Source organism: Roseateles sp. P5_D6 (assembly GCF_054049415.1).
On the sequence record NZ_JBFUMK010000003.1, the window covers coordinates 73,017 to 85,027 of the forward strand.

The following is a 12,011-nucleotide window of genomic DNA, read 5'->3' on the forward strand; positions in this document are numbered from 1 at the left end:
ACAACCGTGGCCGCCCTGCCCGCCACGCCGCCCCTGGCGGCTTCAGCAGCCTCGACAACCATCCGCGCGGTGGCGCGCGCCGCCTCCGCAACGGCTTCGCCGACACCCACCTCCGCAAGGCCGGCCGCACCGCGCATCGGCTCGGAAGGGTACGGCCCGCACATCGATCGTGCGATGGCCGGCGACGATGCGGCGGCCGCCTGGGAGGCGGTGCGCTGGCTGCGGCTTTGCGCGTCGAACGAGACGCGGCGCAACAGCTTCGAGACCGTCCGCAACCAGGGGATATCGCCGGAAATGATGACCCAGATGATGGTGGAGGCCGATGCCGAGTCGAGGCGCTGCCAGACCGTGACCGCCCAGCACCGCGTGATGCTGCCGGAACTGGCCTCACGGGCGGTGCGGGCCGGCGTGGCCGAGGCGGCCTCGGCCTTTGCCGCCGCGACCTTCCCCGGCGACCTGACCGCCGCGCAGTGCCAGCAGGTGGCCGAAGCGATGCGGCGTGACGCGCTCGCCGGTGACGGGCTCAGCCTCATCAATGCGGCGACGTCCAACCCCGCGTGGGGACTGAGCGACGCCGAGCGTTTGAGCTTTCTGATGGCCTACGCCGAACTGCCCGATCACCCTGAGGCCAAGGGCATGGCCAAGTCGCTGCTGGAGCGGGGTGCGCTTCACCTGGCCGCGCCGCCCACACCGCAGCAGATGGCCGCGGCCAGGGAGGCGGCGCAGCAGATCCTGGCGCGCCGGCCTGCTGGCGGCAAGCCCTGAGGTCGCTCAAGGCATGCCGTTGTCCACGTAGTCGGCAAACCCCGGCCGCGCGCTCAAGCGCTGCAGCCAGGCCTCCACCGCCGGCAGTTCCACGCGCTCGATCGGCGCGTTCTTCCAGCGCTGGGCCGACAGGCCGAGCACGACGTCGGCCAGCGTGAACTCAGGCCCGGTCACGAAGGCGCCCGTCTTGGCGAGCTGCACTTCCAGCATGCCCATGTGCTTGTTCCAGTTCGCCACGCCTGCAGTGATGGCCTCGGGCGTGGCCGGCTGGCCGCGCACCAGCGCCATGAAGGCGACGCGCCAGCTGTTGTTCAGCTCGCCGGCCTGCCAGTCCATCCATTGCTCGACCCTGGCGCGCGCCTGCGGCTCGGTCGGCAGCAGCGTGGTTGCGTAGAGCTTGGTGGCGAGATAGCGGCAGATGGCATTGCTCTCCCACAGCACGAAGTCACCATCGATGAGCACGGGTATCAGGCCGTTGGGGTTCATCGCCAGATAGCCCGGCTCCTGCGGCGAGCGAAAACCCGCCCCCCAGTCCTCGCGGTCGAGCTCGAGATCGAGCTGCGCGGCGGTCCACATGACCTTGCGGACGTTGATGGAGGTGAGGCGGCCGAGGAGACGGAGAGCAGGCATGGGAGATGCGGGCGAGTCAACGGAGCCTGCAGTGTCGGTTCAGAAGTCGGCCCATTCACCATCGGCCGCCGCCGGGGGCTTGACGACGGCCGGGCTGGCGGCAGGCCTGGAGGGCACGCGCGGCTCGACGGGTGCCGGTCTGCGCACGACGGCCTTGACCGCCGGTCGCGTCGACGGCCGGCTCACGGGTGGCGAGGGCTTGCGTGGCCGGGGCGCCGGCACGGCCGCATGAGCCTCGTGCGCGAGCCGGAAGACCGCCACCGCCGCCACGAGCTGGCGGGCCTGCTCCTTGAGGCTCTCGGCGGCGGCGGCGCCTTGCTCGACGAGTGCGGCGTTCTGCTGCGTGGTCTGGTCCATCTGCATGACCGCTTCGCCGACCTGCGCCACGCCGCTGCTCTGCTCGCCGCTGGCGCTGCTGATCTCGCCCATCAGGTCTGTGACGCGGCGGATCGCGTCGACCACTTCGGTCATGGTCGAGCCGGCCTGATCCACCAGCACGGTGCCGCGCTCGACACGCTCGACGCTGGCCATGATCAGCGACTTGATCTCCTTGGCCGCCTGGGCGCTGCGCTGGGCCAGCAGGCGCACCTCGCCGGCCACGACCGCGAAGCCGCGGCCCTGCTCGCCGGCTCGCGCGGCCTCCACCGCCGCATTCAGCGCAAGGATGTTGGTCTGGAAGGCGATGCCGTCGATGGTGCCGATGATGTCGGAGATGCGCTGCGAGCTCTGCTGGATGTCTCTCATCGTCGCCACCACTTCGTTGACGACGGCGCCACCCCGCACGGCCACCTCGCTGGCGCCTTGTGCCAGCTGGTTGGCCTGACGGGCGTTGTCGGCGTTCTGCTGCACGGCCGAGCCCAGCTGCTCCATCGACGCCGCCGTCTGCTCCAGGGCGCTGGCCTGCTCTTCGGTGCGGCTGGACAGGTCCTGGTTGCCCTGCGCGATCTGGGCGCTGGCGATGGCCACGCTGTCGGAGTTGGCGCGTACGGTGCTCACGATGAGGGCCAGCGCCTCCTGCATGCGCGCCACAGCAGCCACGGTACTCGTCGTGTCTCCTGACCGCACCGGTACCGGCTGGGCCAGGTCTCCATCGGCCACGCGCTGCACGGCCTCGCTGAGTTCGCCCGGCTCGGCACCAAGTGCGCGGCTCAGGCTGCGCGACAGTGCCCAGCCCACGAGACCGCCCAGCAAGGCCATCGCGACCGCGCCGCCGAGCATCTCCATGCCGCTGCTGGCGGCGACTTGGCCGGCATCCTTGGCGAGCTGGTTGGCGACTTGGCTCTGCAACTCGATGGAGTCATCGACGGCCTTGAAGATCGTGCTCTGCCGGGCACGCACCTCGCCGGTCAGCATCGCAGCGCCCTCGGCTGTCTTGCCCTCGCTCGCCAGCGCCAACACCTGGTCCAGCCCGTGCCGGTAGGCGGGCGTGTTGTCGGTGATGAGCTTGAGCAGCGCCCGGCTCTTGGGCTGTGCGAGCGCCTTGTCCAGCATGGCGATCGACTGGTCGGTGGCCGCACGCATCTCGCCGATGCGCTTCACCTCGGCAGCACGGACGGTCGCATCGGTCGTCAGTAGCACATTGCGCACCGCGCGAGCGCTCGTGTTGAGGTTGTCCTTGATGTCGGCGAACTTGTCCATCTTGGGCATGCGATCAAGGGCCAGCTCGTCGACCTTGGCGGCCAGCGAGCCCATCCGCAGCATGCCGAAGACGGCGATCACAAGGCCGAGCAGCACCGCCGAGCCGAAACCCAGGGCCAATCGGGTGGAAACCTTGAAAGCATTGAAGTTCATGGCTTGACCTCGTCGAAGGAGTCGAGCGGCTGGCGACATCGTCGACTCAGCCGGAAGTCGGTCGGCAGGACGCCGTTGTCCGCCTGCACCGCGCTGCGCCTGGGGCGGCGCTTGCTGAAGGGCGCCGCTACTGGGCTGCCCTGAAGAGCCAGCATGACAGGGAACTTGAGACGCCGCAAGCTGCCCTCCGTGCCTCGGCCGTGCCTCCGGACAGGCACGGGATCTGCCTGCGGCTACACGGCGGCTAGCCCTGTGTCGCCGACTGCTGCGCGCGGCCCGCCTCGGTCAGGGTCACCGTCCAGCGGCCCGTGTCGTCGCAATGCAGGCTGACCCAGCCCGGCCCGGCCACGCCACCGAGCCGGGCGTCACTCAGGGCCGTGAACTCGCGCAGCAACTCGCTGACGCGGGCGTCCAGGCGCTTGGCCAGGCGCGTCAGCGGCACGGCCCGGGCGCCATCGCCCAGCTCATGCAGCAGCTCAGCCGGCGTGCGCACTCAGCACGACCGGGATGGACTTGGACGTCGGCGTGCGCGCGGTGACGGAGAAGCTCTGCAGCGGCACCAGCGGGTTGGTCTCGGGGTAGTAGCTGGCCAGGCAGCCGCGCGGGATGTCGTAGGCGACGAGCAGGAAACGCTCGGCGTGGCGCTGCTCGACGTCGCCGCCGGCCTCGTCGATGTAGAGGCTGGTGATGTCCACCCAGTCGCCGGCCTTGAGCCCCAGGTCCTTGAGGTCCTCGGCATGGATGAAGACGACGCGGCGGTGACCATAGACGCCGCGGTAGCGGTCATCGTGGCCGTAGATGGTGGTGTTGTACTGGTCGTGGGAGCGCAGCGTCGTCAGCGTGAAGACGCGAACGTCGCGCTGGCGCTCGGCAATGCGCTGCACAGCCAGATCGGTGGGCATGGCGTGCGTGCTGAACTCGGCCTTGCCGCTTGCCGTGGCCCAGACGCGTTCGCTGGCGGTGTTGCGCAGGCGAAAGCCGCCGGGCGCCTTGATCTTCTCGTTGAAGCCGGCGAAGTCGGGCAGCACGGCCTCGATCTTGTCGCGGATGGTGGCGTAGTTGCTGGCCAGCGCCAGCCACGGCGTGCGGCTCTTCGTCAGCGTGGCAGCGGCCATGCGCGCGACCAGCATGGGCTCGGAGATCAGGTGCTCGGAAGCCGGCGCATTCATGCCGGCCGACAGGTGCACCATGCTCATCGAGTCTTCCACCGTGACGCCCTGCGGGCCGCTGGCCTGCACGTCGATCTCGGTGCGGCCGAGCACTGGCAGCACCAACGCCTTGCGGCCGTGCACGACATGGCTGCGGTTGAACTTGGTGGTGATGTGCACCGTCAGCTCGCATTGGCGCAGCGCGCGCCAGGTGGCGGCCGTGTCGGGCGTGGCAGCGGCGAAGTTGCCACCCATGGCGATGAAGACCTTGCCCTGGCCATCGAGCATGGCCTGGATGGCGCCCACGGTGTCATGACCGTGCTCGCGCGGCGGCTCGAAGCCGAACACCTGGCCCAGTTTGTCCAGGAAGGCCGGTGCGGGCTTCTCGTAGATGCCCATGGTGCGGTCGCCCTGCACATTGCTGTGGCCGCGCACCGGGCAGGCGCCCGCGCCCGGGCGGCCCAGGTTGCCGCGCAGCAGCAGCAGGTTGACGATCATCTGGATGGTCTTGACCGAGTGCCGGTGCTGGGTGATGCCCATGCCCCAGCAGGCGATGACGCGCTCGCTGGTCGCGTAGATGTCCGCGGCCTGCACGATCTGCTCGCGTGTCAGGCCCGAGGCCGCGACCAGCGGCTCCCAGGGCTGCTCGCGCAGCTCGGCGATGAAGGTCTCGAAGCCTTGGGTGTGCTCGGCGATGAAGGCGACGTCCAGCACGCGCGGCTTACCGGCCGCCAGCGCGGCATCGTCCAGTTCGACGACGCGCTTGCACATACCCTTGAGCAGCGCGAAGTCGCCGCCGACCTGGAGCTGGAAGTAGTGGCTGCTGATCGGCGAATCGCCCAGCGTCGCCATCTCGATGGCGTTCTGCGGGTCGGCAAAGCGCTCCAGGCCGCGCTCGCGCAGCGGGTTGAAGCTGACGATGCGCGCGCCGCGCTTGCGGGCCGCGCGCAGCTCGCCCAGCATGCGCGGGTGGTTGGTGCCCGGGTTCTGGCCGAACACGAAGATGGTGTCGGCCTGCTCGAAGTCGTGCAGCGTGACCGTGCCCTTGCCGACGCCGATGGTCGGCCGCATGCCGGAGCCGCTGGGCTCGTGGCACATATTGGAGCAGTCGGGGAAATTGTTGGTGCCGTACTCGCGCACGAACAGCTGGTAGAGGAAGGCGGCCTCGTTGCTGGTGCGGCCCGACGTGTAGAAGATGGCTTCGTTGGGATCAGGCAGCGCCTGCAGCTCGCGGGCGATCAGCGCGAAGGCCGCGTCCCAGCTGGTGCGCTGGTAGCGATCGGTCTGGGCGTCGTAGACCATGGGCTCGGTCAGGCGGCCGGTGGCTTCCAGGTCGTAGTCCGACGCCTCGGCCCATTCCTTCAGCGTCTTCGCGGCTATGACCTCGGGCGTTGCGCGCCGCGCAGTGGCTTCGGCGGCGACGGCCTTGGCGCCGTTCTCGCAGAACTCGAAGGTGGAGCGGTGGTCACGGTCGGGCCAGGCGCAGCCGGGGCAGTCGAAGCCGTCGGTCTGGTTGGCATGCAGCAGCGTCTTGGCGCCCTTCACGGCCACGCCCTGCTCGTTCAGGTGCTTGGCCACGCTCTTCAGCGCGCCCCAACCGCCGGCGGGGCCGTCGTACAGCTCGATCTTTTGTTCACTCATGTCAGTGGTGCCCGGCCGCCCGAAGCCGCTGACGCACCCCCTCGGGGGGCAGTGAGCAGCGCGAACGTGGGGGCTGTAAGGTCATACACCAAGAAAAAGGCCCCGCGCCTTGCACAGGCAGCGGGGCTTGTCAGCCTAGCAGGACCGGATCAGTTGAAGAACTTGCCCACGTTGATGAGGGTCTTGTACACACCCCAGGCCAGTGGGATGCCCACCGCGGCCCAGGCCAGCGCCACCACCGCGGGCGAAGTCGCGGCACTGGCGCCCGACCCCGAACCCACCTCGGCGGCCGCAGCGCGCTCGTGCGCCAGGCGCTTTTCCTCGGCCAGCTCGGCCTCGGTCATGAAGTGCTTGTCGGCCACCGGACGGATCATCAGATTGGCGATCAGGCCGACGACCAGCATGCCCACGAGGATGTACATGGTCTGGTTGTAGACCTGCTCGCGCGGCAGGCCCAGCTCCAGCTGGTAGTCGCGCATGTAGTTCACGACGACGGGGCCCAGGATGCCGGCCGTGGCCCAGGCCGTCAGCAGGCGGCCATGGATCGCACCCACCATCTGCGTGCCGAACAGGTCGGCGAGGAAGGCCGGCACGGTCGCAAAACCGCCGCCGTACATGCTCAGGATGACGCAGACCGCGCCGACGAAGGCGAGCTTGGAGCCGGCGGCCGCGCTGCTGGGGATGCTGGCATACATCAGCCCGCCAAGCAGGAAGAAGACGACATAGGTGACCTTGCGGCCGAGCTTGTCCGACAGGCTGGCCCAGAAGAAGCGGCCACCGATGTTGAACAGGCTCAGCAGCGCCGTGAAGCCGGCGGCCACAGCGGCGATCTTGGCCAGTTGCGCCTTGTCCAGCTCACCGAACTTGGCGGTCAGGCCGATCAGCGAACCGCCGAAGACTTCCTGCAGCATCGGGCTGGCCATGCCGATGACGCCGATGCCGGCCGACACGTTCATGCACAGCACGATCCAGACCAGCCAGAACTGCGGAATGCCCCAGACCTTTTTCACGTGCACGTGGCGCTGCGTGATCATGGCGTTGCTGCCCTGGGCGACCGGTGCGGTCCAACCGGCCGGCTTCCAGCCCGTCGGCGGCACGCGATAGCCGAATGCGCCGCCGATCATGAAGACAAAGTAGACGAGGGCCATGACGATGAAGGTCTGCGTCACACCGACGTCGGTGGCCGTGGCGAAGGTCTTCATCAGTTCGGCCGCCAGTGGCGAGCCGATCATGGCGCCGCCGCCAAAGCCCATGATGGCCATGCCGGTGGCCATGCCGCGCTTGTCCGGGAACCACTTGATCAGCGTACTGACCGGGCTGATGTAGCCCAGGCCCAGGCCGATGCCACCGATGACGCCGCTGCCCAGGATCATCAGCCAGAACTGGTGCAGATGAATGCCCAGCGCCGAGATCAACATGCCGCCGCACCAGCACAGGGCCGACACGACACCGGCCTTGCGCGGGCCGGCGCGTTCGAGCCAGCCACCCCAGATCGCCGCGGAGCAACCCAGGAAGACGAAGAACAGCGTGTACATCCAGCCCAGCGTCGAGACCTTCCAGTCGCAACCGCTGACGAAGAGTTCCTGGAAGAAGCCCACGTCGGCGCCGCACTTGATCGCCTCCTTGATGCCCAGGGCCTTGGACAGCGGCAGCCAGAACACCGAGAAGCCATAGGCCATGCCGATGCACAGATGGATGGCGAGGGCCGCCGGCGGCACCAGCCAGCGGTTGAAGCCGACGCCGGCAATGGTTCTTTCCTTGTCGAGCCAGCCCGCACTCCGACCCGGACCGGGTACGGCATCCAATCCCACTGAAGACATGGTGTTCCCTTCGACGTTGATGTGAATCTCGTGCGCAACCACCATCAGCCCGCCCGAGGCGGCGCAGGATACGGGTTGCTTTGTGACGAGTCCGCCGTTGAAGTGGCGATCTAGGGAAAAACCTAGCGCGTCGTGCGGAAAATCCGGGCAGATGGCACGGTTGGATGGGCGGCTATCCTGCTGCGCCATGCGACGCGTATTGATCATTGACGACCACCCCGGCGTGGGCCAGGCGCTGGAACTGCTGCTGTCCCTGCACGACATCGAGGCCAGCATGGCCACCAGCCCCGAGGAGGGCCTGGCCCTGCTGGACAAGCGCGCCTTCGGCCTCGTCATCCAGGACATGAACTTCACGGCCGACACGACCTCGGGTGAGGAAGGCGAGCAGCTCTTTCGTGCCATCCGCGCGCGCCGCCCCGACCTCCCCGTCATCCTGCTGACGGCCTGGACGCGGCTGGACGCGGCCGTGGCCCTCGTCAAGGCCGGCGCGGCCGACTATCTCGCCAAACCCTGGGACGACGCCAAGCTGATCGCGACCGTCGAGAACCTGCTGGAGCTGGGCGAGGCCAACCGCGAAATCGCGCAGCTGCGCGAGGCGCGGGCGGCCAGGCGCGCAGCGCTGGCACGGCGCTACGACCTCGCCGGCCTCGTGTTCGGCTCCGATGCGATAGCCAATTTGCTCGAACTGGCCGGCCAGATCGCCGCGGCACCGGTGCCGGTACTGATCACCGGGCCGAACGGCGCCGGCAAGGAACGCATTGCGGCCTTCGTGCACACCAATTCCAGCGCGCATGACGGCCCTTTCGTCGCGCTGAATTGCGGCGCCCTGCCGGCCGACCTCATCGAGGCCGAGCTGTTCGGCAGCGACAGCGGCGCCTACACCGGTGCGGCCAAGGCGCGCGTGGGCCGCTTCGAGGCGGCCGATGGCGGCACCCTCTTCCTCGACGAGATCGGCAACCTGCCGCTGGCCGGCCAGGTCAAGCTGCTGCGCGTGCTGGAGACGGGCCAGTTCGAGCGCCTGGGCTCGAGCAAGACGCGCCAGGTGCGGGTGCGCGTGCTGAGCGCGACGAATGCCGACCTGCGCGCCATGGTCAAGACCGGCGCCTTCCGCGAAGACCTGTTCTACCGCCTCAACCTCATCGAGCTGAAGCTGCCGCCCCTGGCCGAGCGCCGCGACGATGTGCTGCCGCTGGCCGAGCATTTCCTGGCCGGCCGGGCGCGTTTGAGCGAGGCCGCGCGCGAGGCCCTGCTCGCCCACCGTTGGCCAGGCAATGTGCGCGAACTGAAGAACGCCGTCGAACGCGCGGCCCTGCTGTGCCAGGGCGGTGAGATCACGCCGGCCCTGCTGGGGCTGGAGGAAGCCAATGGCAATGGCGGGGGCGCCTGGCGCAACCTCGACGAGCCCAGCCGCGAGGCCGTCGTCGCGGCGCTGAACGCGGCAGGCGGCGTGGTCAGCCGCGCGGCCAGCCAGCTGGGTCTGTCGCGCCAGGCGCTGTACCGGCGGCTGGAGCGTTATGGGATAGACCTTTGATGCCGCTGTCGCTGCGCGCACGCGCACTGCTGGCACTCGGCGCGGCGGCGGTCGTGCCGCCCCTGGTCATCCTCGGCGTGCGCCGAGCGGGCCTGGATGCAGGCATCGCGCTGGCCGTGGCGGTGATCGTCATGCTGCCGCTGATCGGCTGGTTGGCGGCGTTCTGGCTGACGCCGCTGCTGCGGCTCACGCGCGCACTCGAAGGGGCCGTGCTGAGTTACCGCGACGGCGACTTCAGCCTCAATCTCGCGCCAGACGGTCCGCGTGAGCTGATCGAGCTGACGCAACTGCACGCCGAGCTCGGCCTGGCCCTGCGCGAGCAGCGCCAGCACCTGGCCCAGCGCGAGTTGCTGCTGGACACCGTCGTGCAGAACACGCCCGTCGCGCTGGTGCTGACGGCGCCGAGCGAGCGCATCGCCATTGCCAACCTGGCCGCACGCCAGTTGCTGGGCGACGGCCGCAGCCTGACCGGGCTGGACTTCACCACCGTCATCGCCCACCTGCCGGAGGCGCTGCGCGAGGCCCTCGCCGGCGACGGCGACCGGCTTTTCGCGGTGACGCTGCCCGATGGGTCGGAGGAAACCTTCCACCACAGCACGCGCACGTTCAGGCTGCAGGGCCAGCCGCATCGGCTGCGGCTGCTGCGACGCATGACGCGGGAGCTGTCGCGGGCCGAAGTCGCGACGTGGAAGCGCGTCATCCGCGTGTTGAGCCACGAGCTGAACAACTCGCTGGCGCCGATCTCGTCGCTGGCCCACAGCGGCGCGGAGCTGGCGCGGCGCGGCAACACCGAGCGCCTGCTGCAGGTGCTGGCCAGCATCGGCGAGCGCGCGGCACATCTGCATGTCTTCCTGAGCGGCTACGCGGCCTTCGCTAAGCTGCCGGCGCCGCGCCGCGCCGCGGTGGACTGGTCGGCCTTTATCGCGCGGCTGGCGACGCTGGGCGAATTCCGCGTCGAGGGCGCGCCGCCCGATCAGCCCGGCTGGTTCGATGCGGCCCAGATCGAACAAGCCCTGCTCAACCTGATCAAGAACGCCCATGAGTCGGGCAGCGACCCCGACGAGATCCTGCTGCGCCTGGCCAGCCAGGGCGACGAGCTGCGCATCGAAGTGCTGGACCGCGGCCCCGGCATGAGCGAGGCGGTGCTGGCCCAGGCGTTGCTGCCCTTCTACTCCACCAAGCGCTCCGAACCCGGCTCCCAGGGCGGTACGGGCCTGGGGCTTGCGCTGGCACGGGAGATTGCCGAAGCCCACGACGGCCATATCGCGCTGGCCAACCGGGACGGTGGCGGGCTGCGCGTGACGATCCGGCTGCCAGGGCACGCCGTCCTGTCGAATGGGGATGCCAAGACAAGCAATTAGTGACAGAGTGCACAACTTGTTTCAGCGGGCCACCGCCGGCTCGCTGCCTTGGGAGCCGTGCCATGTCTCTTCGTGCCTTGACCCTGCTGGGTCTCGCTTCCCTCGCCTGCACCGCCCAGGCGCAGTCGCAATACCGCGTCTTTGCCGAGGCCTACAGCGGCTACTACAACAGCATCCAGACAACCAGCCCCGTCTTTGGCCTGGACGCCGGCGGCAACCCGAACACCGTCTACGGCAGCGTCTATTACGGCTCCGACTACCGCAGCGGCGCCGCCTACGATCAAGCCACGCCCCTGCCCAATGTGACGGCCGGTGGCGTCTGGGCAGGTGACGCCAGCCAGGGCATGACGCCCGTCACCGCCAATGCCTACGGCATGACGGACTGGGGCAGCAACCACGCCAGCGCCTCGCTGGCCGGCTTCACGCCGGTGAGCCAGAGCTACGACGGCCAGTTCGTCGTCGGCGCGACCAGCTGGCCCATGCACGTGGAGAGCAACAACCTGACCTATGCGGTCGGGCGCTCGGCCTGGGAAGAGCTCTACCAGATCGGCGGCGGCACCGGCACGGGCACCTTCACCGGCACCATCCACATCGACGGCAGTCTCGCCGGCATCACGACGGGCAATGGCGGCGCGTCCATCGACTGGTCGCTGCGCTCCTTCTCCAACCAGGTCGTCGCGTCGGTCTACGCCTCCTACGACGCCGGCTCGGACCACTGGAACAAAAGCGTCTACAGCGACGGCCTGTGGACCTACACGGATGGCAACGGCACGCTGACGATCAACGAGGATGTCATCGGCAGCTATAGCTTCACCTATGGCACGGCGCTGTACCTGAAGTCCGAGCTGAGCACGAGCATCAGCGGCAACGGTGCCGCGGACTTCTCCAACACCGTGCAGTTCACGGGCATGCAGTTGCCGCAGGGCTCGACGGTCTATGTGATGTCTGGCGCCGCTGCGGCGGACTACGGCATCAGCTTCGCCGGCAATGGCAGCGGCACGATCTGCCAGAACCTCGCCTGTGCGACCGGCGGCGGCTTGCCGATTCCCGAACCCGAGACCTATGCGCTGCTGCTGTCGGGCCTGAGCGTCATCGCCTGGGTGGCGCGTCGCCGCCGCTGAACTGAAGCCCCTCGCCCGCGGGTACGCGGTCGGTCCCCCGAGGGGACGGCGATGCTTGCCGGATCGACCGGCAAGCACATCGCCAACGGCGGGCCGGCTAGGTGAACTGGAGTCGGACACAAGCAGTCCCTGCGGACTGGTTGTGCCTACGGAAGGCCATGGGCCTCTGGCCCATGGCAGGCCCGGCGCTCGGCCCGCAAGCT

Annotated in this window: 10 protein-coding genes; 4 read left to right on the forward strand and 6 right to left on the reverse strand. The window is 68.9% G+C overall.

Annotated features, from left to right (window positions below; genetic code table 11):
• Window positions 1-6: 6 nt before the first annotated feature.
• Window positions 7-765 (forward strand): hypothetical protein, encoded by a 759-nt coding sequence (locus ACXJKM_RS04410; RefSeq protein WP_457350526.1) that lies wholly within the window; start codon window positions 7-9, stop codon window positions 763-765.
• Window positions 766-771: 6 nt separating this feature from the next.
• On the opposite strand, the gene ACXJKM_RS04415 is transcribed toward ACXJKM_RS04410, so the two are convergent.
• From ACXJKM_RS04415 to ACXJKM_RS04440, 6 genes are all read right to left on the reverse strand, one after another.
• Window positions 772-1,395: a glutathione S-transferase family protein gene (locus ACXJKM_RS04415; protein WP_056205458.1), complete on the reverse strand. Its 624-nt coding sequence runs from the start codon at window positions 1,393-1,395 to the stop codon at window positions 772-774.
• Between the two features lie 39 nt (window positions 1,396-1,434).
• Entirely contained in the window at window positions 1,435-3,186 is a 1,752-nt protein-coding gene (locus ACXJKM_RS04420; RefSeq protein ID WP_457350528.1) for a methyl-accepting chemotaxis protein, read from the reverse strand.
• A complete protein-coding gene (locus ACXJKM_RS04425; protein WP_457320817.1) occupies window positions 3,183-3,341 on the reverse strand; it encodes a hypothetical protein in 159 nt (52 codons plus the stop codon). Before ACXJKM_RS04425 ends, ACXJKM_RS04420 begins: the two co-directional genes overlap by 4 nt.
• An 89-nt stretch (window positions 3,342-3,430) precedes the next feature.
• On the reverse strand, window positions 3,431-3,679 hold the full coding sequence (locus tag ACXJKM_RS04430; protein WP_457320816.1) for a hypothetical protein: 249 nt from the start codon (window positions 3,677-3,679) through the stop codon (window positions 3,431-3,433).
• Complete coding sequence (locus ACXJKM_RS04435) at window positions 3,663-5,975, reverse strand: FdhF/YdeP family oxidoreductase (protein WP_457350529.1); 2,313 nt, start codon at window positions 5,973-5,975, stop codon at window positions 3,663-3,665. Before ACXJKM_RS04435 ends, ACXJKM_RS04430 begins: the two co-directional genes overlap by 17 nt.
• 149 nt (window positions 5,976-6,124) lie before the next feature.
• Entirely contained in the window at window positions 6,125-7,795 is a 1,671-nt protein-coding gene (locus ACXJKM_RS04440; RefSeq protein WP_457350531.1) for an OFA family MFS transporter, read from the reverse strand.
• A 187-nt stretch (window positions 7,796-7,982) separates the two neighbouring features.
• Between ACXJKM_RS04440 and ACXJKM_RS04445 the strand changes: the two genes are divergently transcribed.
• From ACXJKM_RS04445 to ACXJKM_RS04455, 3 genes are all read left to right on the forward strand, one after another.
• A complete protein-coding gene (locus ACXJKM_RS04445) occupies window positions 7,983-9,326 on the forward strand; it encodes a sigma-54-dependent transcriptional regulator (protein ID WP_457350533.1) in 1,344 nt (447 codons plus the stop codon).
• Window positions 9,326-10,687: a sensor histidine kinase gene (locus ACXJKM_RS04450; RefSeq protein ID WP_457350535.1), complete on the forward strand. Its 1,362-nt coding sequence runs from the start codon at window positions 9,326-9,328 to the stop codon at window positions 10,685-10,687. The genes ACXJKM_RS04445 and ACXJKM_RS04450 overlap by 1 nt, the downstream gene beginning before the upstream one ends.
• A 62-nt stretch (window positions 10,688-10,749) precedes the next feature.
• On the forward strand, window positions 10,750-11,808 hold the full coding sequence (locus tag ACXJKM_RS04455) for a PEP-CTERM sorting domain-containing protein (protein WP_457320808.1): 1,059 nt from the start codon (window positions 10,750-10,752) through the stop codon (window positions 11,806-11,808).
• Window positions 11,809-12,011 lie beyond the last annotated feature (203 nt).